Origin of the sequence: Streptomyces sp. NBC_00190 (genome assembly GCF_036203305.1) — a bacterium.
In the GTDB taxonomy this organism is placed as follows: Bacteria; Actinomycetota; Actinomycetes; order Streptomycetales; family Streptomycetaceae; genus Streptomyces.
Map to the genome: position 1 here is coordinate 2783817 of NZ_CP108131.1, position 22796 is coordinate 2806612.

Annotated in this window: 29 protein-coding genes; 9 read left to right on the forward strand and 20 right to left on the reverse strand. The window is 66.4% G+C overall.

What is annotated here, in order from left to right; genetic code table 11:
- Positions 1-30 precede the first annotated feature (30 nt).
- From OG429_RS13550 to OG429_RS13575, 6 genes are all read right to left on the reverse strand, one after another.
- Positions 31-507: an NUDIX hydrolase gene (locus OG429_RS13550; RefSeq protein ID WP_328925577.1), complete on the reverse strand. Its 477-nt coding sequence runs from the start codon at positions 505-507 to the stop codon at positions 31-33.
- Entirely contained in the window at positions 504-974 is a 471-nt protein-coding gene (locus tag OG429_RS13555) for a helix-turn-helix domain-containing protein (RefSeq protein WP_328925578.1), read from the reverse strand. The genes OG429_RS13550 and OG429_RS13555 overlap by 4 nt, the downstream gene beginning before the upstream one ends.
- A complete protein-coding gene (locus OG429_RS13560; RefSeq protein WP_328925579.1) occupies positions 971-1540 on the reverse strand; it encodes a hypothetical protein in 570 nt (189 codons plus the stop codon). The genes OG429_RS13555 and OG429_RS13560 overlap by 4 nt, the downstream gene beginning before the upstream one ends.
- Positions 1540-2358 carry a hypothetical protein gene (locus OG429_RS13565; protein ID WP_328925580.1) on the reverse strand — a complete coding sequence of 273 codons (819 nt, stop codon included), beginning with the start codon at positions 2356-2358 and terminating at the stop codon, positions 1540-1542. The genes OG429_RS13560 and OG429_RS13565 overlap by 1 nt, the downstream gene beginning before the upstream one ends.
- Before the next feature lie 370 nt (positions 2359-2728).
- Positions 2729-2962 carry a hypothetical protein gene (locus tag OG429_RS13570; protein ID WP_328925581.1) on the reverse strand — a complete coding sequence of 78 codons (234 nt, stop codon included), beginning with the start codon at positions 2960-2962 and terminating at the stop codon, positions 2729-2731.
- A gap of 59 nt (positions 2963-3021) precedes the next feature.
- Complete coding sequence (locus tag OG429_RS13575; RefSeq protein WP_328925582.1) at positions 3022-3525, reverse strand: ATP-binding protein; 504 nt, start codon at positions 3523-3525, stop codon at positions 3022-3024.
- A 224-nt stretch (positions 3526-3749) separates the two neighbouring features.
- On the opposite strand from OG429_RS13575, the gene OG429_RS13580 reads away from it, so the two are divergent.
- The 3 genes from OG429_RS13580 to OG429_RS13590 all read left to right on the forward strand — a co-directional run bounded on the left by OG429_RS13580 (position 3750) and on the right by OG429_RS13590 (position 6451).
- Positions 3750-5051, forward strand: coding sequence for an XRE family transcriptional regulator (locus OG429_RS13580; protein WP_328925583.1), 1302 nt, complete (start codon positions 3750-3752; stop codon positions 5049-5051).
- Complete coding sequence (locus tag OG429_RS13585) at positions 5048-5602, forward strand: GNAT family N-acetyltransferase (protein ID WP_328925584.1); 555 nt, start codon at positions 5048-5050, stop codon at positions 5600-5602. The genes OG429_RS13580 and OG429_RS13585 overlap by 4 nt, the downstream gene beginning before the upstream one ends.
- A gap of 201 nt (positions 5603-5803) precedes the next feature.
- Positions 5804-6451, forward strand: a complete 648-nt coding sequence (locus OG429_RS13590; protein WP_328925585.1) for a hypothetical protein — start codon at positions 5804-5806, stop codon at positions 6449-6451.
- 41 nt (positions 6452-6492) lie between these two features.
- Here OG429_RS13590 and OG429_RS13595 read toward each other — a convergent pair whose 3' ends face one another.
- The 6 genes from OG429_RS13595 to OG429_RS13620 form a co-directional block, all read right to left on the reverse strand.
- Positions 6493-7332 (reverse strand): hypothetical protein, encoded by an 840-nt coding sequence (locus OG429_RS13595; protein ID WP_328925586.1) that lies wholly within the window; start codon positions 7330-7332, stop codon positions 6493-6495.
- Between the two features lie 5 nt (positions 7333-7337).
- Positions 7338-7664: a hypothetical protein gene (locus OG429_RS13600; protein ID WP_328925587.1), complete on the reverse strand. Its 327-nt coding sequence runs from the start codon at positions 7662-7664 to the stop codon at positions 7338-7340.
- Between the two features lie 66 nt (positions 7665-7730).
- Positions 7731-8015 (reverse strand): hypothetical protein, encoded by a 285-nt coding sequence (locus OG429_RS13605; protein WP_328925588.1) that lies wholly within the window; start codon positions 8013-8015, stop codon positions 7731-7733.
- A complete protein-coding gene (locus OG429_RS13610; RefSeq protein WP_328925589.1) occupies positions 8015-9070 on the reverse strand; it encodes a major capsid protein in 1056 nt (351 codons plus the stop codon). The genes OG429_RS13605 and OG429_RS13610 overlap by 1 nt, the downstream gene beginning before the upstream one ends.
- Positions 9071-9080: 10 nt before the next feature.
- The gene (locus OG429_RS13615) at positions 9081-9497 is read right to left on the reverse strand and encodes a head decoration protein (RefSeq protein ID WP_328925590.1); all 417 of its coding nucleotides are present in this window, start codon (positions 9495-9497) and stop codon (positions 9081-9083) included.
- A gap of 130 nt (positions 9498-9627) precedes the next feature.
- The gene (locus tag OG429_RS13620; protein ID WP_328925591.1) at positions 9628-10305 is read right to left on the reverse strand and encodes a hypothetical protein; all 678 of its coding nucleotides are present in this window, start codon (positions 10303-10305) and stop codon (positions 9628-9630) included.
- A 632-nt stretch (positions 10306-10937) separates the two neighbouring features.
- On the opposite strand from OG429_RS13620, the gene OG429_RS13625 reads away from it, so the two are divergent.
- Genes OG429_RS13625 through OG429_RS13635 form a run of 3 tightly spaced genes read left to right on the forward strand, consistent with a single transcriptional unit; the run spans position 10938 to position 12912 of the window.
- Entirely contained in the window at positions 10938-11495 is a 558-nt protein-coding gene (locus OG429_RS13625; protein ID WP_328925592.1) for a hypothetical protein, read from the forward strand.
- Positions 11492-11902 (forward strand): hypothetical protein, encoded by a 411-nt coding sequence (locus OG429_RS13630; RefSeq protein WP_328925593.1) that lies wholly within the window; start codon positions 11492-11494, stop codon positions 11900-11902. The genes OG429_RS13625 and OG429_RS13630 overlap by 4 nt, the downstream gene beginning before the upstream one ends.
- Positions 11899-12912: a DUF4365 domain-containing protein gene (locus OG429_RS13635; RefSeq protein WP_328925594.1), complete on the forward strand. Its 1014-nt coding sequence runs from the start codon at positions 11899-11901 to the stop codon at positions 12910-12912. The genes OG429_RS13630 and OG429_RS13635 overlap by 4 nt, the downstream gene beginning before the upstream one ends.
- Before the next feature lies 1 nt (position 12913).
- Here OG429_RS13635 and OG429_RS13640 read toward each other — a convergent pair whose 3' ends face one another.
- Together OG429_RS13640 and OG429_RS13645 are read right to left on the reverse strand one after the other, a co-directional pair.
- The gene (locus tag OG429_RS13640; protein WP_328925595.1) at positions 12914-13432 is read right to left on the reverse strand and encodes a hypothetical protein; all 519 of its coding nucleotides are present in this window, start codon (positions 13430-13432) and stop codon (positions 12914-12916) included.
- A gap of 50 nt (positions 13433-13482) precedes the next feature.
- Entirely contained in the window at positions 13483-15303 is a 1821-nt protein-coding gene (locus OG429_RS13645; RefSeq protein WP_328925596.1) for a hypothetical protein, read from the reverse strand.
- On the opposite strand from OG429_RS13645, the gene OG429_RS41440 reads away from it, so the two are divergent.
- Together OG429_RS41440 and OG429_RS13650 are read left to right on the forward strand one after the other, a co-directional pair.
- Positions 15281-15427, forward strand: coding sequence for an EspF repeat-containing protein (locus OG429_RS41440; protein WP_443051255.1), 147 nt, complete (start codon positions 15281-15283; stop codon positions 15425-15427). The genes OG429_RS13645 and OG429_RS41440 overlap by 23 nt on opposite strands.
- 65 nt (positions 15428-15492) lie before the next feature.
- Positions 15493-16416, forward strand: coding sequence for a restriction endonuclease (locus tag OG429_RS13650; protein ID WP_328930262.1), 924 nt, complete (start codon positions 15493-15495; stop codon positions 16414-16416).
- A 2-nt stretch (positions 16417-16418) separates the two neighbouring features.
- Here OG429_RS13650 and OG429_RS13655 read toward each other — a convergent pair whose 3' ends face one another.
- The 3 genes from OG429_RS13655 to OG429_RS13665 all read right to left on the reverse strand — a co-directional run bounded on the left by OG429_RS13655 (position 16419) and on the right by OG429_RS13665 (position 19450).
- On the reverse strand, positions 16419-16775 hold the full coding sequence (locus OG429_RS13655; protein WP_328925597.1) for a hypothetical protein: 357 nt from the start codon (positions 16773-16775) through the stop codon (positions 16419-16421).
- A gap of 600 nt (positions 16776-17375) precedes the next feature.
- Positions 17376-18914, reverse strand: a complete 1539-nt coding sequence (locus OG429_RS13660; protein ID WP_328925598.1) for a terminase large subunit domain-containing protein — start codon at positions 18912-18914, stop codon at positions 17376-17378.
- The gene (locus OG429_RS13665) at positions 18914-19450 is read right to left on the reverse strand and encodes a hypothetical protein (protein ID WP_328925599.1); all 537 of its coding nucleotides are present in this window, start codon (positions 19448-19450) and stop codon (positions 18914-18916) included. The genes OG429_RS13660 and OG429_RS13665 overlap by 1 nt, the downstream gene beginning before the upstream one ends.
- A 392-nt stretch (positions 19451-19842) precedes the next feature.
- On the opposite strand from OG429_RS13665, the gene OG429_RS13670 reads away from it, so the two are divergent.
- Complete coding sequence (locus OG429_RS13670; protein WP_328925600.1) at positions 19843-20052, forward strand: hypothetical protein; 210 nt, start codon at positions 19843-19845, stop codon at positions 20050-20052.
- A 43-nt stretch (positions 20053-20095) separates the two neighbouring features.
- Here the strand turns inward: OG429_RS13670 and OG429_RS13675 are convergent, their stop codons facing one another.
- The 3 genes from OG429_RS13675 to OG429_RS13685 all read right to left on the reverse strand — a co-directional run bounded on the left by OG429_RS13675 (position 20096) and on the right by OG429_RS13685 (position 22741).
- Positions 20096-20554: a hypothetical protein gene (locus OG429_RS13675; protein ID WP_328925601.1), complete on the reverse strand. Its 459-nt coding sequence runs from the start codon at positions 20552-20554 to the stop codon at positions 20096-20098.
- 116 nt (positions 20555-20670) lie between these two features.
- Entirely contained in the window at positions 20671-22080 is a 1410-nt protein-coding gene (locus OG429_RS13680) for a ParB N-terminal domain-containing protein (protein ID WP_328925602.1), read from the reverse strand.
- Positions 22073-22741: a ParB/RepB/Spo0J family partition protein gene (locus tag OG429_RS13685; RefSeq protein ID WP_328925603.1), complete on the reverse strand. Its 669-nt coding sequence runs from the start codon at positions 22739-22741 to the stop codon at positions 22073-22075. Before OG429_RS13685 ends, OG429_RS13680 begins: the two co-directional genes overlap by 8 nt.
- Positions 22742-22796: the final 55 nt, after the last annotated feature.

Genomic DNA, 22796 nt, shown 5'->3' on the forward strand with positions numbered 1-22796 from the left:
CGCCATCGGAGTGCAGCGACGAGCTCGGAATCAGCGGGATAGGACTTGCACGGGCTCGCCCTTCTGGGCGCGCAGGGCTGCCTCCAGCCAGGCGCCACGCTTGGCGTCGAGAAGCGTCATGGCCTCGGCCGCGCGGACCCAGCGGGCTTCGGATAGCTCGCTCTCCTGAAGGCGAACCGAGGTGTCGGCCGGGACCTGGCCTCCGTCGAAGAGGAACTGCACGACCGCCCGGCCGCCGGTCGACTCTTTCGGGATGTGCCACATCACTGCGAGCAGGCCGGCCGCCTGGCAGTTCAGGCCTGTCTCTTCTGCGAGCTCGCGCTCGGCACACACCATCGGGTACTCCCCGGGGTCGAGCATGCCTCCGGGGAACTGCCAGGCGCGGGCACCGTAGTTCGCCTTGACGAGAAGGACCAGGCCGTCCTCATCGGTGACGAGCATCGAGCCGACAGCTACCACCTGGGGCAGGCTGGCCAGCCACTCGGCCTTCGGAAGCAGGATCGTCATTGGTCCTTCTCCTTCTGCGCGCTGGCGGTCGTGGTCTCGGGTTCTTGCAGGAGTCGCAGCGCCCATGCGCGGCTGACCATGTGGGGAAGGTTCCTCGCGCCGAAGCGATCGCGGAGCTTGCGGAGGTCGGCGACCACGTTCTGGCGACTGGTGAGCAGCTCCGTGGCGATCTGCGTATTGCTGCGCCCTTGAGCTGCGAGCCTGAGCGCAGCCAGCTCGGCCGGCGAGGTCTTGAAACCCTGCTGTTCCGGCTCAGGGAGGGGCAGGACTCCCTTGCGGTAGGCGTAGTCCAGTAGGCACGCGATGGTGGGGGCCCCGATCTTGTGCCGGGCTCGCTCCGTGCGAGATCGGATGGTCTCCGCAGATCTGCCCACGGCCTCCGCGATCTCCGTCGCCGACCTGCCTTCGGCTAGGAGGGCCATAGCCTCGATCTCACGAGGCGTGAAGTCAACGGTCTGCCGCTTCATCCCAAGCCGCCCTGTTCTGCCGGCGTGGGTGCGATCTGCCCTTCACTGCGAATCAGGGATCCCAGTCCGTCATCGGTCTTGGGGGTCTGCTGGAGCAGGTGCATCGTCCGCTTCCCCGGCAGCGCCACCTCGCGGACGCTCTGCCACCCGCAGGTGCGCTGGAAGTAGTCCGCCAGGCGCGGTACGCGGACGGTGCATCGGACCCATGCCGGTGGGTTGGGCTGACGGGCTGCGTAGTCGCGGACCCACGGTGTCAGCAGGCGCCCGACTCTCCTGTGGCTCGGGTGGGCATGGGCGAGTGCAACCAGCAGGGTCGGCTCCTGGCGCTCCTCGATCGTCCATCCGTCCTCGGGCGCGGCCCACTGAAGTGCGATGGCGCCGATAAGGACCTCGCCGTCCCACAGGCCGACGGCCGTCTTGCCGCTGAGGGAGTCCGCGCGCTGGACGAGGTCGACGAGCCTGGCCGCTTCTCCGTCGAACACGTGCTGCCGCTCGATCTGCCGCTCCATGCGGCTGTCGAGCAGCTCGTCGAGGGCGCTGGAGTGCTTGCTGGTGAGAGGCGTCATCACGTACATGGGGTGGTTGCCTTCGGGTGAGGTCGGTTCGTGGCCTGCGTGGTCCAGTCCTCGTCGAGATCGACAACTGTCACGTCCGACAGCTCGACTCGGATCTCGCTCGCAAGGACCCACGGAAGCAAGGGGTCGTGGAAGTAGGCCGCGTAGTCCCGCTCGACTACGCGGATCTCGTTCGGATTCAAGGGGTTGGGGTTAGGCGCGCAGAGCGTGCCGACGACTCCAGTCGGACGGACCGCCCTGGCCCGTAGGGCCACGTGACCGGCACGGAGCCGGGGGCACACTTCAACCGCGATCCGGGCGCAGGGAAGACACACCGGCGCCTGGACGAACCCGATCTCAAGCGCCTTCTCGTACGCGTCCACCGTGAGAATCCACAAGGTGCCCGCTTCGGTGCAGCCGGCGGGCTCGGCGCAGACCTGGCACAGCAGCAGCCGTAGTGCTCGGCGCTGCTTGGCGTGGTTGATGTCGGCGAACAGCGGCTTTCCGCGCTGGTCGTCCTGCACCGGCCGGACACCGCGTCGGAGCAGCTCACCGTGCCTGCCCCGATCGGCGGGAATCTCGTCAACGTACGCGATGCCGTTGGACCGGGCGATGATCTCCCCGGGGATGGCGGGCTCACCCGTCCACACGACGATCCAAGGGGCCGCGTCGAGGAGTTTCGTCCGCTGCGCCGTATCGGGTGACTCGGCATCGATTCGTCTGGCCACTATGCCTTTCCTCAGTCCGAAGTCCGGTGGATGGCCGGCCGCCCCCCGTTCGCTGGGGGCGGCCGGGGCGCTCCCGCTCGCCGCTGGGAGGCGGAGCAGCATCAGCGAGGCGCCGCGCCCCGCTCGCTCAGCTGCCCGGTCATCACGCGGAGGGGTGCGTGGTACGGGGAGCGAGCAGGGCCCGATAGAGCCGCCTCCCCGGAGCGGCAGTACACAGCTCCAGGGAGACGGCGGTCAGGAGAAGCGCGAGACGTACTGCCAGGTCAGCCAAGCCAGCACCCCAGCGGTGAACATCAGAGGTCCACCGGCCGTCCAGAGCCCGAAGCCGCTGCGCTCCAGCGCGCCACAGGGGTGCCGTACCGCCCAGCGGAGGCGAGGGAAGTGACGATGACGGTGCGCAGCTATCGGCCGTACCGGGAGCCGACGGTGACCAGCACCCCCATGCATGCGATCAGCACCCAGCCGAGCCACGTCACACGCCCTCGTCGGAGCGGGCCGCCCCGCGGCCGCGCCGACGCAGGCCGGACAGCCTCGTGACCTTCTGGACCCGGTCGGGGCTCACGTACTCCAGGTCTCGCGGCAGCGCCTTGGGCATGGGCAGGTCCGCTTCGGCCTGCTGCCAGGCGGAGCCCGGCTCACGAGGCGGGAGCGGGCTGGGCTCGGACTGAACGAGTTCCGGTAAGCCGGATCGGCTGACCTCGTACACGAATTCCTCCAGGAACCTGATGGTTTGGGATGTGTGCCGACGCGCAGCGCCGGCCGGGCCTACCGCGCTACCGAGGCAACCGGGATCACGCAGTAGACGGTCCTGCTGTCTGAGGCGACGCCCCATCGCCCGCCCATCTCGGCGGTGATCTCTTCCACCATTGCGAGCCCTCTGCCGGACTCCGCATCCGCGCCGGCGTCGCACACCTTGGGCTGTCCGCCGCCCGCGTCCTGCACGAGGATGTGCAGCTGTCCCCTCGCGTAGAGCTGCGTCACGGTCACTGAAGCGCCCTCCCCGCTGCCGCGGGCGGAGTGCCGGATGGCGTTCGACACGAACTCGCTGACAATCGTCAACGCCGAGTCCCGCAGGCTCGACAGCCCGAGGTAGCGGAGCCTGGCAGCCACGATGCGGCGGATGTGACCGACCCGCCTGGCGTCAGTGGCGGACACGACGCCGACCTCCTGGCCCTCGATAGCGAAGGATGTCGCCATGAGGTCCACGGCCGGTCGGCTCATAGCCGTGTTCTCCGCCACCGGACACGGCCGGGCAATCGTCTGCGTCATGACCTGACACCTGTCCGATCGGTAGAGAACGTGTGTGAGGAAGGAGAACGCGGTGCTCGGCAACCACTTCCTTCGACGTGCACGGGCTGGCCGAGCCACACGAAGAGGAAACGCCCAACCGGCGTGCAGGGACAGGCAATTTGCGTCGCTCTCGGCTTGCGCAGAACCGGTAATTTTTACCTTGCGACCGTCACGCAACGATGTGACGCCGTTACGGTGGGCCCATGACGGAGAACGTGCTCCTCGCGTCGCACATGGAAGCCGCAGGGCTCAAACAGGCTGAGCTGGCACAGCGGTTGAACAAGCACATCGAACGCCTCACCGGCAGGCCCGGAACGCTGCAAGACCGGCACATCCGGAACTGGCTGACCGGAAAAACTTCATGGCCTCAGACGCGACAGCGACTGGCCTTAGAAGCAGAATTCGATGTTCCTGCCGAGGCGCTCGGCTTCCGGCGTCCTATGAGGCACGGCAGCAGCGAGCACCCGGCTTCATCACACGCACCATCGGAGGATCCAGTGAAGCGACGTCGCTTCACCTCGGCGGCTGTCGGCTTCGCAGCCTCCGCGCTGCTGCCGGTACCCGCGGCAGCATCACGACGCCGCATCGGCATGGGAGACCTCGACGAGCTGGAGACAGCATTCGATCAGCTCGTCGCATCGGACAACCTGGCCGGCGGCACGGTCAAGCTGGAAACGCGTGCCCTGGCGTTCGCCCACCACGCCCAGGAACGGCTGGCCGTCGGAACCATGAGCGAGCGGGTGAAGGACCGGCTCTACCTCCTGGCGGCAGCGTTCACCGGGACGGCCTTGTGGGCAGCGGTGGACGATCACGCGCCCGACCGCGCACGAGGCCACCTCGAGCGAGCCCTGCACATGGCGCGATTGTCCAAGAACCCGGAGATCGAGCTTCGACTATGGGGGCACGCCGCTCTGCTGGCGGCTCAGCGCCCGGGCGGTCTCCGAGAAGCGTTGGACGCTGCCCAGATCGCTCGCCGTTCCGCAGCCTGTCGCCGCGACCCTCTCTTCGGCTCGTTCGCGTCGGCTCGTCTCGCTGGAGTGCAGGCCCAAGCTGGTGATCACAACGGCTCCCTTCGCTCAATAGAAATCGCTCGCAGGGCTTTCCAGAAGGCCGACCCTGGAGCGCAGCGGCCGGCCTGGATCGGGTTCTACGACGCTGCGGAACTGGACGGGCTCTCCGCTGTGGTCATGTCGCGCATTGGACGCCACGCCGAGGCTGAGGCACACCTGCACCGCACCCTCGGTGGACTGCGCCCCGGGTACGTACGCAACCGCAGGTACTACACGGCCAGTCTCGCGCTGGCCCAGCTGCACCAAGGAGAGCCCGAGCAAGCATGCGCGACGGCTCTCAGTGCTCTCCCTGACCAGGCCAGTGATTCACTGACCGGACGCACGGGCCTACTGCTGAACCGGTTCGACAAGGGCCTCACCAGCATGGCCCCAGGCGCCCAATGCACATCCGAATGGACAGCTCGATACGTGACGAACAAGGGACAGCAGTCGTGACCGTCGTGTTCAGCCAGGCCACCGCCGAGCAACTGCCCGCCATCCGCGAAGAGATCCTTCGCATCCACCAGGAAGTACGACACCGCGACTTCCAGATCCTGACCGAGTTCCAGTCAGTGGAAAGGTTCGACGAGCGCCTCGCCAACTACGCGTCCCGCCCTGGCTGGACCGCCGTGATCGGTCACGAGGACGGTGAAGCTGTCGGCTTCGCCTTCGGCGTTCCCCTCGGTCCCGATACGCAGTGGTGGTCCACGATGACGGAACCCCTTCCGGCCGAGTTCATAAAGGAGGACGGCAAACGAACCGTCGCGCTCAACGAGATCGTTGTCCGCCGACCGTGGCGCGGAAGCGGCGTTGCCTGGCAACTTCATGAGACCTGGCTCGCTCCCCGAACCGAAGAGCGCGTGACGCTGCTGGTCAACCCGGCCAACGGCAACGGCGCAGTTCAGGCCGTGTACGAGGCGTGGGGCTACCGTGTCGTCGGTCATCAGCAGCCGTTCCCCGATTCCCCGAAGTACGCCGCCATGGTCAGGCCCGTCGCCCGCCCTTAGCCAAGCCGCGCGTCCCGACGCCGGGTTACGCCAACGGCCCATAGACGTCACGGAGCTGCACAGCCGCCATCCCCCGCGATACCGGCGTCGCCGAGCTGGTTGCTGCCACGAGCCTGATGTAGGGGGCGCAAACCGATGCCACTCTTCGAGTCCCGCGAAACCACTCTCACATCACGGCTATAGGTGGTTGAATCCGTCCCCATGGAGATCGCCGCGGGGGAATGGTGGGAGTCTGGCTCTTGGTGGCAGCTCGCCGTCACGATCACGGCCAGCCTCGCGGTCGGCGCGCTGGCCGCTTGGGCCACGATTCGGGCGAACAACCCGAAACGTGAAGTCAACTGGTGGGTACAGTCCAACACACCATTGATGGGAGAGCAGTTCGCTGGCGGGAACCTCTCCGTCCACTTCGTCGGGGTCCCGGTGGCCAATCCGCGCATCGTGGAGCTTGTCATTCAGAATGGTGGTCGCCGCGACATCACGGCAGGGATGTTCCACAACGGCGAAGCGATTCAGTTCGACTTCGAAGCTGACGTGTGCACGGTCCTTGATCTCACTACCTCCCCGACCGGAAGCGTGCCGCCACGCACCAATACGGCCGGATGGACGGTCACGGCGAACGAGACGTCGGGTGAGAGTTGGCTCGAAATCAAACCGTGCTTGCTGCGTCGAGGGCAGCTGGTCACCGTGACCCTGCTGATCGACGGCGACGAGAAGCCTGTACGGTGCACGCGATTTCCGCTCGTTGACGTGGAGGAGGCTTCCGTACCGCCCGGCTTGCGCTCACGGGCGCTGACAGACGCATTCGCGAACACTGTCCTCCAGATAGGCCCCTTCAGCATCGGACGCTAGTCCACCTGCACATATCCGCACGCAGGGACCCCATCTAGGACCTACAAAGGGTCAGCCATCTCCGCGTTCCTACCGGCCACGTCAGGGCGAGCGCCGAAGGACCGTCGGCAGCGCGGATGGGAGATAGGGAACTCGGCTGCGTCCTCAACACTGCGGATGCTGCGGGCGGCCTTGTCGGGGTCCTGGTGGCTGACCCAGCCGCAGTCCATGCCGTCGAAGACCTCCACGTATCTGACGCCGGCCTCACGGGTGCGGTTGAGGGTGCCCGCGTTGTAAGCCACCGCGCTCTTCGCCAGTGTTGCCGCCTCCGCCCACGCTCGGACCGGAACGCGGGCTCCATTGCGGTAGACGACGTGAGCCAGCTGGTGATCGTCGCGGAGTCGGGCAGCCAGGTTCGCGGCCGCTTGCTTCGCGGTGACGTTTCCTGCGGTCAGGAGCGGGACTTCGCGGCGTGCGGCTGCCCGGGCGGCGCGGTAGAACGCTGCGGCCATCCGCTCGGCCTCTTCGGACCGGCGGAGGAAGTCTGCGTAAGAGTCGCTGGCCAGGCTTAGCAGCGCGTCTCGGTGGATCATCGTCCATGTGAACCGCGCGCCGAGCCGTGCGGCGGCCTGCTCGGCGCCTTGTTGGTAGAGGTGTGGGAGCTGTCGGCGGACGAAGGCGACGGCCTCCGTGTCGGCCTCGCGACGGAACGCTTGGACGGCGCGCTTGAACTCCTCCAGTGTGAGCAGCACGAGGCGGCCGCGGGGCTGTTGCTCGAAGGTCTTGAGCACGCGTTCCTGCTGCGCGGCGAGTCGGTGCCAGGCTTCGTCGAGTACGGCCGCGACACGCTGAGCGACTTCGTCCGGGTCGCCGGGCACCAGCGGCGGCCAGTCGTACGCCATGGCGGCTACCGAGTCCGGCGGGCCGGTACGAGCGGCGCGGTGACCAGCTCGATGCCTGGCTCGCCGGCGACTGGATCGTCAGGGGCCGAGGTGTCGGTGAGCGCGGCAAGCTGGCGTTCGAGGCCCTGGAGGTTGTTGCTCTGGTCGATGGTGACGACGCCGTCGACCGTCATCCGCAATGGTTCGGCCAGCAGGTTGGCGCGGCGTTCGGAGAGGACCTCGCGCGCGACCTCTCGGGCGCTGGCGAGTCGTGCGTAGCGGGCGGTGAGGCCGGTCTGGTCGGTGGTCGGCCCGAGCTGGGCGAGGAGCCAAGCGAGGACGGCGGGGTTCACGGGCTCTCCCTACGTGCCCGGGGGACCGCCGCTCTTGGCGAGTCGGCGGTCCCAGTCGGGGTACGGCTACGTGGTGGCGGTCTTGCGCCGGCGCTGCGGAGTAGGCGCTGACTCCAGGTCGGCATCCGGCTCCGGCTCCGGATCGGACGTTTCGTCCGGGGCGAAGCCGAAGGGGGGCGGCCCCTCGCCCTCCGCCTGGTCCTCGGGCTCCGGCAGCACGCCGCCCTCCCAGGCGCCGGGGTTGGTGATCTCGGCAGCGAGTTCGAGTGCCGGTTCCTCGCCAGGCTCCAAGACCACCCACTCCCGGGTCGTCGGATGCTGGACGTGGACAGCGACAGAGAGGCGGGCCATCAGATCACCTTCGCAACGATGTGGGCGTCCGGGGTGTGCAGGACCGGCATGCCGACAGCGGCGCCCTTGGTCCAAATCTGAACCGGGTCGTCCTGCGCGCCGCGGGTGATGATGATGCCTGGCCGGTCCTCCTTCGTGATCTCGGGGTTCGTACCCCGCGAAAGGGCGAGCGCCTCCGCCGTCACACCGAAGATGGTCTGGCCCCACTTGGAGCGGTCCGGGGGCAGCAGGATCCACCGGTCCTCGGGCAGCACCTTGGTCTGCACGCCGTCGACGCGGACCTGGCCCTTGTAGAACGTGACCGGCGGCAGACCGTAGTTGTCACGCACCACGTTGATCTGCTGCGGCGTGAGCGTCGCCGTCGGCGTGTTCGACGGGTTAACGCTGCCGTAGTAGGCGGCGCGGTAGGCGTTGTTGGCCGCAAGGAAAGAGAACGCCTTGCGGCTGGTCAGCACCATCTCCGGCGCCGGAGCACCCCGGTCGTCCAGGTACTGGATCCAGGCGAGCTCGTCCTTGATGGGGTCAGACGTCGGGTCGCTCCATAGCTTGGGGACGGTGGGCATGTTGCCCGCCGGAACGCCCCAGTCCACCTCGATCGTCAGGCCGTTCTCGGCGGCGAGGGTGAACTTGCCGTCGGTCAGCACGTCGCCCCATGCGAGTTCGATGCGGGAGCGGACGGCCTCGACGTGGCGCTCGGTGTCGTCGTAGAGCAGCTCGATCAGGCGGTCCTCGTCCGCACCGCGCGACGCCTCCAGGAGGATCTGCTCCTGCTCGCCGACGAGCAGCTTCTGGCCGAGCGGGGGCAGCATGCCCTCGCGGGTGGTCTGCCACGCCTCGCGGGTCGCGAACGGCACGGATGCGTCGAAGGCCCTGTACTTGGCGACGTTGACGTACCGGCCGTTGTCCTTGACCCGCCACTTCACCTCGTCCTGCTCCAAGGTTGGGATGATCCCGCCGACCTTGGAGAGCAGGTGGTCAGCCTGGGAGGGGATAGCGCGGGCGAAGGTGGTCAGGTCGTTGACCGAGACGTTCTTGATCAGGTCCTGAATGGTCATCGTCGTCTCCTCACACGAACCGGATCAGCGGGCCGGTCACCGACGCGGTGACCTTGGTGGTGTCGATGCCGCCGGGCACCTTCGCCGTGACGACCACGCCGTGCCACAGCAGCGGCGCGGGCACCTTCGCCGCCGACGGGGCGTACAGAGTCTCGGCGAACACGAAGCCCGCCAGGTTCTGGCGGCCGTCGGCGGCGGCCGGATCGAAGGACCCGTACAACCCAGAGGCGGCGATCTTCCCGACCGGCGCCCCCGACAGGACCCGGCCGTACGGCTGGCTGGTGTCGGTGGACGCCTGGATGTGCGCGGCGGCGAGCTTGGATACGTCGAGGGTGATCGTCTCGGTGGAGTCCGTGCCGTGCAGACTGCCGAGCCAGGACCGGTCAGCGGTGTACGACACCGACGTCGTGATGGGCTGGATGGTCACATCCTGTCCTTCCGTGGGACGCGAAGCGGGGCAGGCGCACACCAGGGCGGTGGCGTCGTCCACGGAAGAACGGGGCGTGGTCCCCTGGTCCGGCTTGCCCGCCGGTAGGAGTGGCTGGCTGCCGGGCAGGTCAGCCGGTGACGAAGCCGCGGCGGCGGGCCATCTCCAGACCGGCGGCGCCCGGTCGCGACGGCAGTCCCCCACGGCTCGGCGGGCCCCCAGCGGGCGAACCTCCGGGCGCCGGCGGCGGGGTCTGCTGCCCGAACAGGCTCGGCCGTCGCTCCTTGAGCCGTTCCGCAACGGCGGTGACGGCGGCTTCGTCGGCTTCCGGCTGATCGGCGAGGGCCCGCTCGACGAGTACGACGGCGTCCGCCAGGTCCTCGCCGCTTGCACCCAGTCCGGCGAGCACGGCACGGCGGACCGCTGCCCTCTCCCGGGCCTCCGCGTCGGCGAGTCGCTGGCTGGCCTGCCGCTCCAGTTGGGCCGCCGCCTGCTCGCGGCGCTCGACCTCCGACAGCGCGGCCTGGTCCGCCTCGCGCTTCGTGGTGATGAACGCGCCGAGCGCCTCGGGGGTGTCGAAGCCAAGGTCACCCAGGAGCTTCTTTACTGCTGATCGGCCGCCCTGATTCTTCTCCCGGGCGAGGAGGCGGTTCAGGTCGTCCTGGGACACGGTCGGGGCCGGCGGATCCGCCGGGTCCGCGGGATCGGCCGACGGGTCGTTCGGAGCAGCACCGAGAATCGGATAGATCGGGCGACCATCTCGGCGGTAGCCGACCGGCGCGAACGGCGAAGGGAGCGGGCGCGTCATGCGTGAACCTCGTCAACGTCTCCAGCGCCCCCACGCCGTTGATCAGTCTAGCCGGCGCGGCGTCGCGGGCAGTTTCCTGTTCGGGCTGTTAGCGCAGAGCAGGGACGTGCTGACCAGGGGCGTAGCTCGCTCCGCCCCCGCCGCCCAGCTGGGGGGTGGTGCAATCCTGCGGCAGCCACGTCCTGACCGCACCGGTACTCATGCCTCGACTGCGTCTAGATCTTGCCCAGCATGCCCGCTCAGGGCTCAGCGGTCAGCCGATGTCCCATGGGTGGTCGCGGCCGGGGCGGTCTGCGCACGCCATCGAACCGTGCTCGACTGCCATGTTCTCCAAGAGACCCTGAACCGCCCCCCGCTCCGGCAGGGGCCGTTCGCCTTCGTCTGTGGATTCCTGCCGTGTGCGACACCAGGCGTCGTGCAGGTAGGCACCGCGGCCAAAGCAGGCTCCTGCACCGTCGGTCAACCCCGCCTCAGTGGCGGTTGTGTCCACGCTATTGCCGCGTCGGGCGAGCCACTGGACCTCATGGAGTCCCACTCCACACGCAACCGCTCCTGGGGATTGGTTGCCCCTGCCTCCACGGACGGGCTTGCACGAGATGCACACAGGAGTGATCAATGCCTAAATAGTTTATATGCGCGTCGATGTCCCCTTTGAGCAGGAAGATAAGCAGCGTCTTGGCGAGGCGCTTGGCTCACAAGCACAGGTCGATCGTTTTGCGACCCTTGTGGCGCGGGCGGGAGCGACTGAGGCCCTAGACCAGGCGACTGGAAAAGGTATGCCCACAACCTTCTCGGAGCTGCGATTCTTTCGCATCCGGTCGCTTTTTCGGGCTGGACTCAGCGTGAATGAGGCGGAGGGTGTCGTAACAGCATTGTTCAAGGTCTCATCTCCTTCGGCTAGGAAATATATCGACGATGCAATTTCTCGATTCGACATCGAGTTGAGGCCCTTCGTGGTGGAAGCGGTCAAGAAAGTAATTGAAGATGAGCACCTAGCCAAATGGTCTGATGGCGCCTGGGAGATCTCGATGCCGTGCGAGGCGGTTCGGAAGTGGATGCACGAGCAAATCAGAAAGAGTAATAAGCCAAATCCTCACCGCTCGGATCGTGCCAGCGTATGGCGCTACCCGGACTCTAGCTATCAGCACTTGCGAGGCTTTTTTCAGCTTTCACCGAGGCCTCACCCATGAGCACCCTAAATGACGAAATAGTTGATGTCTTCAGCCTGGTTGGCCTGCTGCTGGTGTTTGTATTCGCATACTTTTCTGGAGTTTGGCAACAAGCCGAATCAGAGATGGCGAAAAGGAAAGTGAGCGATAATTTCACACTGGAGGAAAGGAGGGACCTACTTCGACGGCAATTGTGGCTCATGATAGGGCTAAACGTGGTCATAGTGCTCATCGTCGCCATCTTGGCACCACTATTCATTGAGGTGTTAGGGAGGGTTAGCTTGGGAGCTCCGTTTGACGCCGTTCGCGCAGGCCTAATCCTTGTGATTACATTCCTCCTGGGTATGTTCATTTGCGTATGCATCATTTCCAAGAGGATCAATAACAAGGTGAATGAAATCAACGGATGGATCACCGAAAACAAGTGAGCCCCAAGAGGCTCAAGATGGTGACGCGTTCCGGCGCATTGGATCGGTGGAATATCGACATGCCGCGAATAACGGACGAGCAGGCAAGGGGCGATGCGGGTGAGCGGTGGTTCGTCGGGCAGCTCCCGAAAGGATGGTTCTTTCAGAGGCCGTCGACAGACTTGGGCGTCGACGGAATCGTGGTTGTAACGGAGCCTGGCATTCTGAACGGGCTGGAATTCAGGGTTCAGATTAAGACGTCAAAAAAATTCCCGAAGCGGGGGTCCAAGGTTGCCATTTCAGGCCTCAACCTGGAATCGGTACGCTATTGGTTCGCGAATCCTACTCCCCTACTCTTGGTCGCTTTCGAAGATTCAGTCAACACGGCATACTTCGGGTGGCATGATGATGCCATCAGTGACCCGAAGGGTCAGTTGTCGTCTGGTCGCTCGACCCTGTCCGCTTACATCGATGTCCACGACGTGCTCTCCCTGGACGGCTGGAATTCGATCCGCAAGCGGCTTGAGGAACACTATGCTGCCATCCTCCAAGCCTTCTACGCGTCCGATGTCGCCGGATTCCTAGTCCCTACGCTTCACGAGCTTGCAACCGAGGTCAAATACCTCTTCTTTGCTCACTCAGCTAAGCACTGGGGCATGGAGGAGCGAACTGCCGACGAAGTAGCGCAGGGGGAGAGAACACTCACGCTCCTCGACTTCCGTACCCACTGCGATGTGATTCGCACCCTCCAGTCGCTGAATTCGAAACTCAAGCGGTTCCCGCGAGAACAAACCAGCATTGCCAACTTCACGGACGGGTACCGGGATGCAGTGTCGAGCTTCATTGAGGGGTTCAAGGAACTTCCTGAGAACCCCTCGCCCGACCAGGAGATTCGGGTTGATGCCGAACGCATGCGTCTCCTGAGACCTATGCTCATAGACGGACTCCTCCAAGTCATCCAGACCTTGTCGCAACCTGCAAAAGCCACTAATGCGACCCACAAGGGCTTCGACAGCGTCGGCATCGACTAGGTCAGCGTCGACCACTCGGCCTCATCCTGTGAGTGGAACCGTGGTCAGACGGCACAACCCCCATCTCCAGCCTGTCGGCATGCCGATTCGCCCACTCGTCCCTGGACGCGAGGTGCCACGGGATCTCCTCCTGGGTGGCGGGACGATCAAGGATGTGCCCGTAATCCAGCATGTCCGGATCGTCCACGTCACAGAGGACGCACTTCGACTCGCAGGCAGCGAAGACAGCCGCCCTCAGCGCGCGGGGTACGTCCCTCTTCTTTGGCCACAGGGGAAGTTGGTCCCACTCCTCACCGGCTTCCAACAGTTTGACGAGTACCCGTTCCCCCGGGTGATCGGCTCTCACCTGTCGGTCGATGCCCAGCATCGCGTTGACGATCGACGGGAAGTGATCGCGCACCCTGACCACGTCGAGCACATCGCTGGTGACGCCATCTGACCATTCGCCTGACACGTGGAGAGTGACCATCTGGTCAAGCCCTTCACCCGTGGCATCGCCGCGGCGGACAGCGAACCGCAAGACTCGTGGTTCCTTCACCACACCTGCCCCCTTTGCCCTTTGGGGCGACTCTACGTGTCGTCACGAGGGAGCTTCGGCAAAGCAATCTCACTCTCAGCCGGCGGCATTCGTAGGAACTTCCGAACTGCCCCGTTGTCGCCGGTGGCGTCGGCGAGGCGGGCCGCAGCGTCGAACGCCCGGGCCTGGATGCGTTCGATCTCGCGCTGTGCGTCGTCGATCGGATACCCGGCGTCTTGGAGCAGGCGTATGCCGGTCTCTACCGAGAGGACTCCGGCGCCGACGCCCTTGACGACTTCCTCGAGGACGGCGGCTCGGTCGGTCGGGGTGTGGGGCCCCCATGCCAGGTGGGCGGGCGCCGACTCCCCCGCCGGCCAGCCCTGCACCTGTCCGGCCTGGTGGAGGCGCTGCACCATGCGCAGCATGATCACGTACTTGTGGGCGCGGGCCAGACGCATGCCGCCGACGAGGGAGTCGAGCGGCCCGAGGGCGAGTTGGAGGGCGTAGCCGGAGGGCAGGGCGGTGGGGTCGAGTGTGCCGAGGCCGGCGGCGGTGATGCGGCTGTTAGCTGCGATGCGGTCGAGGAGGTGGTCGACGCGGGAGCGGAGTTCGGCGAGCTGGGCGGAGGTGTCGAGGACGTCCATGCGGCCACCGTCGTTGAGTTGCCAGACCGTGCCTGCTCGGATCTTCACCGGCAGGGGCTGTCCTGTGTTCCGGTCGATCGGGAGCCGGGCGCCGGCGAGCCCGATGATCGGGGAGCCGGTCGTGGCGCTGGCGGCGGAGGCGTCCGTGTCGGTTGCGGACAGCTCGTCGAGGGCCTGGAGGACGGTCGCCAGGGTGGGCTTGCCCCAATGGTCACCGGAGTGGGGGATGTTGTTGGTGATGTGGATGAGCGGGATGAAGTCGACCTGGAGGTCGAGCCGGTCGAGGACCTCGCCGTCGGAGCGGGCTCGGAAGGTCGCCTTGTGGAGGGGCAGGTCGTACAGCAGGTCGGAGTGCTTGAGGTCGTCGAGGTCCCATTCGGCGTCGGTGAGGTAGCACGTGTACGGGGAAGGCCGTCCTGCCGCCCATGGGTAGGTGCGGGTGATGACCCCGGTCGCAGGGTCCTGGACGTCGCCGGACACAAGCAGGGCGACACCGTCGTCTCCGGCAACAGGCTCACGGAAGCGAGCGCCGTCCTTGGTCGTGGCGGGGCGGCTGGCTGGCGCGATCGGTGCGAGCTCGTACGTGATGCGACGCAGCTTGGCCTTGGTGCCGCGGCGTACGTCCTCGGGGATCTCCCAGGCGAGGTGTACCCGCGTGGGGAACTCCCCTGAGTCCTGCTCGTCGTCTGGCCATTCGGCGAAGTAAAGGCCCGGGTCCCAGGTTCGGAGCAGGACGCGGCCCTTGGCGGGGTCCCAGGCGAGAGAGTAGACGGAGTCGCCGAGGAGGATCGCGGCCCGCTCGGCCTGCTGAAGACGCAGCGGCAGGAGCTCCTTCTCCGCCCAGGCCCGAAGACGCTCTTGAACGGCGGCGGCCTCGGCATGCCCCTCGGGCTGCTCGCCGGCTGCCTGCTCCGCACCGGGAACGATGATCGTCTGTTCCGAGCCGAGCAGGTAGCCCAAGGCGGTGTCGATCAGCTTGCTCGCGTCGCCGAGCTCCCGCCGCTCCCCGCCCGCGCTGTCGTCCCCGGTGATCGCGGCGACCTGGCCCGCCTGGTTGGAGTCGTAGGCAGCCAGCAGCCGGTACGCAGACAACCGCCGCAAGTCCTCGTCCGGGACCCACGAGGACGTGAGCTCGGACCAAGCGTTGCGGCCAGGCCGGCGGGGGTCGGCCATGACCGGCTTGTAGTCGAGCCAGCTCCATACGTCGGTGATCAGCTTGCGTAGGCCCACAGCGTTCTCCAGGCAGTCGGCCCCCACGCCGCCCGTTCAGGTTAGCGCCGGGCGCACCCGACCACCGGCCGCTCACCGGACGATGTGGCACTTCACAGAGCACTCAATCAGTGTCCCTGGGTAACATCATCGGGCTGGGGTCAGCACGGATGCCTGACCGCGACGGGGAGGAGCGCGAGCTACGTGACTATGCGAGCACAGCGGATTCATCCAGCGGCGTACGAGGCTCTCACCGAGGCGTTGGCCAGGATCTTCTGGTACAAACCTGAGCTCGCCGAGTTCATCCGGGTTCGGTCCGAGGAGTACCCGGAGCTCGTAGTTGGCCTCGACTTCACCGACTACAAGATCCGCTTTGCCGGCGCCTTCGTCGCACGCCTGAAGGCCGGCGAGGACCGCTTCAGGGACTTGACCCTGTCCATCATGCTCGAAGTGGCCCAGCGGAACTCCTTCCCCAGCCTCAAGAGGCACGAGAACTCAGAAAAGCTGCTGGCTGAGGCTCGTGACGCTGTTGCCGAGCTTCGGACCTGGACTGATCGTCTGCAGGGTCTCCTGGAGGAGCGAGCTGCCGTGGAGGCGGAGCAGGCTGCTGCCGAGGAGCGCGAGAAGTACCGCCGCGGGTTCACTGAGCGGCTCGCCGAGCTCAAGGAGGAGTTCCTCCGGCTCCAGATGGAGACCAACCGCCAGCAAGCCGGTCGGGAGTTCGAGATGCTCCTGAATGGCCTGTTCAGGCTGCACGACATGCAGCCGCGCCTCGCCTACGAGTTGGAATACGAGCAGATCGACGGATCCTTCACCTTCGACACGGACGACTACGTGATCGAGGCGAAGTGGCTGAAGGAGGCCGTGGAGGCAGGACGGCTGAGGGAGTTCAACGACAAGGTGCGCAGCAAGGGTAAGAACGCGCTCGGGCTCTTTGTCAGCGTGAACGGCTTCACGTCTGGAGCCCGCGCGGTCTTTCGCGAAGGCACGTCCTTCATCACGATGGATGGCACCGACCTTTTCTGCGTGCTGGACGATCGCGTCCGGCTCGATGAGCTCTTGGCCCGCAAGAAGCGACACGCGAACGAGACGGGCAGCTGCTACTTCCCGGCGAGCCTGATGCTCGGGGATTAGCCCTACAACCTCTCGGCCTCGGCGACCGCCGCGGCGTGACCAGGCAGGCCGGGGATGGGAAAGCTCGCGCAGGCTCCGACGAACGCGTCACGGGCGCCGGCCGTCCGCTCCTTACGGTCCGCGTCCGTCCACCGCTGCTCGCACTCGGCGCGGGTGGGGCTTGCCGCAGTTGCTGGGATGCCGTCGGCCAGCTTGCGCCGTTGAACGAGGAGGCCCTCCCGGCGCCCCTGGTCGCCGGCGGCCTTCAGCTCGGCGACGTGCTGGTCCCGCTTCTCCTCGTAGGAGGGCTCACCGGATCCACCACCGCACGCGGCCAATCCCGCCAGGAGGGCGGCCCCAACAGCCGTTGTCTGCACCACTCTTCCGCGTATCAGCGTGATCGCGAGGCTACAGGGGGGCCGTTTCCTCATCGGGCCGTTTCGATTCGGCTTCCACAGGTCTGGGGATATCCACAAGTCCGCCACGCTCGTTGGCCCGGTCGCCTATGTTGAGGAATGGACGCGCTGAACTCGCCTGCCTCCCCGGCACATTGCGCACCAGCTACCGGGGATGGTGCCTGGAAGGTGGGAGAGTTCAATGCCCAAGGACCGTGGGCGGCACCGCCGCCCCGACGATCCGTCCGAGAGGGAGAGGAACGGCCGGCTGGCCTTCCTGTTAATCCAGGTTGCAGCCTGGATCGCAGGCTGGTTCACGAACCAGTGATCAGCCGCCGTTCCTGTACCACCGCGAGGTAGGGGCTCGCCTGAACAACGTCCCCCGCCTTGCACCGGTTGCCGGGTTGCTGGCCTTTGCGCTGGCAGCCCGGCACCATCCTCAGCTCAGTGACCGGCACCGTACGGATGGGTGTACCCGACCGACCGTTTCAGGTCCCTGACACATAAAAGTTAATGTACTCCGGCAGCGTCAAGTTATTCGCGTCATGCGCGAATCCGTACAGTGCGGATGCGTGGGAAGTGGGGCTACCTCCGCCCATCGAAGCGGCCGTCCTCGGTGTCGTTCACGATGACGTCCAGCTGGTCAGGGTCTGCGAGTTCCGTGAGCCCGTGTACTGCGGCGTCCATCCGGTCGGGGCTGTCCATGCCTTCGACCCAGGTGACCATCTGGTCTTCGAGTTCGGTGTACTCGCCGACGTGGTGGACGAGTCCCTGCTCGTAGAGCTGCGCCACGGGTGCGGCGCGGAGCCGCTTGCCGACCTTGGCGGTGACTTCCAGGATCATCGGCATGAGCAGGCCCTTGGTGACGCCGTCAGCGCGGAGCTGCTCCCATGCCTGGCGGAGAATCTGCTTGGCCATGTCGCCGCCGTAGTTGCTTTCGACGACGAGTGCGTCTGCCTTGAGTTCGAGGGCGAGGCGGCAGGCGGCTATGCCCCAGTCGTTGGCGCCCATGGGCCCGGAGCGGTCGGCCAGCAGGTAGAGGTGACGGTCGAAGTCGCGGCCGAGGCCGATGATGCCGGTTTCGTCGTTCACGGTGGAGTCGCCGCCGGCGGGGTCGACGGCGACGACGATCCGCGCCATGTCGAGGCCGGAAAACTGGACGGCGTTGATGCGGGCGGCGTCGATCCACTTCCGCTTCCAGACGCCTCCCTCGGGTGGGCGCGGCTTCTGCATGTAGAGGGCTCCCCATACTCGTTCGCCGACGCGCTTGCGGGTCTTGGCGTGATGGGTGGTGTCGAATCGCTCGGGCCAGAGGGGCTGGCCAAGGGGGCGACCGAGGGGGTCGTCGGGGCTGTCGGCGAGAGCGGGCAGGTCGATGACGTGCCAGGCGTCCCGTTCTGTCGCGAGGATGCGACCGGCCAGGTCGTCTTCGTGCCAGCGGGTCTGGATGACGCAGATCGCCCCGGTGGGTTCGATTCGGGTCTGGAGGACGGAGGTCCACCAGTCCCACGCCCTTTTGCGCATGGTCGGGCTGTCCGCGTCGGCCATGTCCTTGACGGGGTCGTCCACGATGGCGATGTGGGCGCCGCGGCCGGTGAGGCCGCCGCCGATGCCCGCGGCGAGGAGTCCGCCTTCGCCGCCGGCGATGTCGAACCGGTTGGCGGCGGAGCTGCCTGTCTTGAGGTGGATGCCGAGCTCGTCGCCCCAGGTGATGATGGCGTCGCGGATCCAGCGGCCGTGGTCGTCAGCAAGGTCGGAAGAGTAGCTGGCGATCATCATCCGGTGGCCTGGGTTGCGTCGCAGGTACCAGAGCGGCGCCCATCGGCTGGCTCGGCGGCTTTTGCCGTGCCGTGGGGGCATGGTGAGCATGACGCGATCGAGGCGGCCTTCAGCCATGTCGATGAACGCTTTGTCGATGAGGTCGAGGTGGGGAGCCTGCATCTCTCGGCCGTCGGTGAGCACGGCGGCCAGGGCGCCTGGGGAGCGGTCCATGGCGAGACGCTTCTCCACGACGAGGAGCCGGGCGCGGAGTTCCGGCGAGGCTTGTGCGGCGATGGCTCGGCGCCGCAAGGTGGGCAGCGTGCGGTACTGCGCGAGGAGGGCCTCGTGATCCGTGATGGCCATCAGCTGGCGGCCGGGTCGGTGAGGTCGATGAGCGCGGCGAGCTCGTCGGCGGTGGTGTTCGCGACCTGGAGCGGCCCGCCTTCGGGGCCGGCGACCTCGGTCCTCGTGGGCATGTCGAGGCCGAGCAGTCGTGCGCGCCGTTCCATCACGCGCAGAGCACGGTCGATAGCGGTCAGGTCCTGGTCGCGGACGACCTTCCTGTAGGCGACCAGGAAGAGACGGTCGAGACGGTCGGCCTCCAGTGCCCGCATCTGGTCGACGTCGTCATTGAGTTCGGTTCGCCGGTCATCGAGGGCTTTGCGGACGTCTCGGCAGGCAGCGTGGATGAGCGCCGGGTCGTCCGGGGGCTCCTGGCCCTTGCGGTACCGCTCGATGCCGTAGCCCTGCGGGTAGGCGGCTCCGTCGGCGTTCACGGCCGGGTCTGCAGCCAGCTTCCTGGCAATGGTCAGCCAGTCGACGCCGGCAAGGCGTAGGTCGATGGCGTCCGAGCGGCGGCGCGCAATGGCCGCACGCGCGGCTTTGTTAGGGCGTCCCACCGCGGGGCTCCTCCACAGCTCGGTGCGCCCCCGCGCCCCGATCCATGATCGCACCAACAGGCTTGCGACGGCCTCACACCACCTGAGGTGAGCCTCCCGGAGGTTGATTGCGGAGTAACTAGACCCTCAGGCTGGCGAGTTGCTACCGTTGTAAGGGAGAACACGCCGAATACGGCGGGCCCCGCGTGGCCCGACGTCCGAGCATCCGACGGTGTTAGGACGCGCACGCATGGCAACCCCGGGAGAGCAACCCGGGGCTCAACTCCCGAACGCAGTGCTGCACACGTGCAGTTTCTGGGTTTCAGCGTCGGATGGAACTCGGTTTGACCGCCTAGGTCGAGCCGAGTGCATCCGCACACCGGTTCGGCCTCGATCGAGAGGAAGCTGGACCGGTGGAATCGAGTGCCATCCTTTTGCTGCTGGGCTGGGGCGGCGTGGTGTCCGTCATACTGTTCGTCCTCAAAGGGCTTCTGGATCAGCTGCCACCCTTGATTGCCTCATGCCGCACGGTGATGGATACATGGAAGAGGACCGGCGTGGACAGCAGTGGACTTCGCCTTTCACAGCGCGACGACGAACAGGACTGCACCGGAGGACGGTGAGGTGTGCTGCGGCCGGGCCCTACCACGGGCCCGGCCGCTGGCTCTACATGAGCGTCATCTGTCCGGGGACGCTGCCGGTGCCGAGGCCGCGGGGGCGCTCACCCGGGATTGTGACGACGCCTGCGGCGCTCAGGTGGTGGGCGAACTGCCAGTTCCGGCAGGTGGCGAACGCCTTGTCGCCGGCATTGGGGTCGTCGGGCGGGATGTGCCGGTTGGTGAACGGGATCGGCCGGGCGTCGGTGAGGGTGACCTTGAGGTCCTTGACCTGGATCTCCACGTGGCAGCCGGGCGCCCGTTCGAAGGCGAGGTGCGGGTTGTCCTGCCATCGGTAGGGGCTGGTGGTGACGCCGCACAGGTAGTAGGCGATGGCGTACCGGTTTGCATCGAGCGTGGTGGTGAGGTCCTGCGGGCCGTCCTGCTGCACGGCTCGGCTGTAGGGGCCGTGCAGCGAGCGGGCGCAGTGCTGAGTGAGGTCGATACCCGTGACGTACTTGAGCCACAAGTAGTGGTACAGCCTCTCCCCACGCTCAATTCGAATTGTCGGTGGCTTCACTGAATTCCCCCCTCGGAAATAGACATTCACCCTCTAATTATATAAGAATTGAGGGGAATTCCGATTTATGCATTCCGCTGCCCACATAGGCGAAGGAGCGCCTGCACGAGCGGCTTGTGCCGATTGTGCCGGTATCCCTGGGGATACTCCATGTTAAATTCGACTTCGAGCGACTTACGGCGGTCCACGGGGGCGATGGCGAGCGGCCGGCGACACCGTGCGTAGATGTTCCCGCCGTTCGGATTGCCCAGGATCTCCACGTCCGCGAAGTATTTCGACAGCAGGGCGCGCAGGGTCTCTGGGGTGTTGAATTTCTGCATGGTCCACACCCCGCTGCGGAACGTCGCGGCGAAGCCGTTCTCGTCCAGGAACTCCAGGGCTCGCCGGTAGTTGCCGTTGTTCCGGTGCTTGCGGCCTGCGAGCTTCCGTTCGACGGAGCCGAGGGAGCGCGTGCCGGTGTAGAAAACGCCCGAGGCGTTGAGCAGCGAGTTGCAGGAGGCGATGACGTGCTCTTCGAACTCCAGCGAGGTGACGGAGTTCAGGACGCTGTCGAGGACGACGACGTCGTAGAGGCCGTTGGCCTGGACGTCTCGTTGGAGGTCCCGGATGTGGGACACGGTCGCCGCGATGTCGAGCGCGTTCTTCTTGCCGGAGGCTTTCACGTGGGGCTCGTACCAGTGGGCGTCGTGCCCCTGTTCCTTGAGGCGCTTGATGTACGCCGCTTCGCCGGCGCCGAAGTCGACGATGCGCTGCCCCCGCTTGATTTCGGGCAGCACGTAGCGTTCGTAGGTGGTGGACTTGTGGGAGTCCCCCTCGTCGCCGCCGAGGCGGTGCATCTGGCACCAGTGTTGGTTGTACGCCTTGATGCCGAGTTGGGTGTAGTCGTAGACGCCGTAGTCGCCTTCCAACCATTCGATGAGTTCGTCGGCCTCCTGTACGGACACGCGGTAGCACAGCACCGGGTATTTCAGGTCGTGCCCCACGACTGCGTAGTCGTTGTTGAGGATGACGCGGCCGGCGGAGTCGGCAACGATCGAGCCCCAGGGCCCGTACCTGGTGACGAGGCGACGGATCTCTTCCTGGACGGCAGCGTTGCCGCGCGCCACGACGGCGATGTCCTGGGGCTGGATCCACTCCCACCCGTGGACGTCGTCGGCTGCGACAGGGGCACGGACCCGAGAGCCGTCGGTTTCCACAGAGTTGTGGAGGAGGTTGAACTGGACCTCGTCGTGTGTGGTCACGTGCTTGCCCAGCAGGAGGGCAGGCACGGTCTGTTCACCGTTGGCCTTGAGGCTCTTGGTGCGCTGGTGGCCAGCGATGAGGATGCCGTTGCCGTTGACGATGACGGGCTTGACGCAACCGAACAAGGCGAGGCTCTGCTTGAGGCGTTCGAAGGCGTCCTCGGACAGGCGCCGCGGGTTGTAGGGAGCGGGCTTGAGTCCGGCCAGGGGGAAGTCCGCGACGAACTCAGGCATCGGCGGCCTCCTGGTCGTCGCCGGCGGCCCCGGTGTCGAGGAGGTAGTGGCCGAAGCCGGAGTCGGTGCCGCGCCGCTCGTAGTACGCGTTGTGGGCCGTGTTGAGGCGTTCGACCTCGTCCGCGGTGATCTGGACCCGGGTGGTGCCCCACTGGATGAAGCCCCACTGGAGGTGCTCGTCCTTGATTTTCTCCCCCTCACCGGCGATGGTCTCGGCGGGGAGGACCGCGGGCAGGGAGGCGTCGAGGAGCTCGTCGAGCGCCGTCTGGTCGTAGCCGGTGCCCTGGAGGTCCGGGAGTTCCTCGAGGATCTCGGCCAGCAGGGCCGAGTCGTAGCCGGCGAGGTCCGAGGTCCGGTTGTCGACGACCACGATCCGGGTCGCAGCATCGTCGTCGACGTCGACCCACGTGGCCGCGATGTTCTCCCACCCGAGCTCGACGGCAGCCTGGAAGGTGTGGTTGCCAGCGAGGATCTCGCCGGGGCGCCCGGTGTGGGTGCCCCGGTTGACGACGATGGCCTTGTACTGGCCGTTGACCGTCAGCGATTCGCGGATGGAGACGAGGTCGCCGTTCCTGGGGTTGCGGTGGAACGGCGTGAGGTCGGCGACGGGCACCGCCAAGGGCAGCAGCTCGTCGGGGATGTTGGGTGGCGTGGCGTTCACGGGCGTCCCTCTTGTAGGCCGTTCCCCGCGCCCTACAGACACTCACTCTAACCAG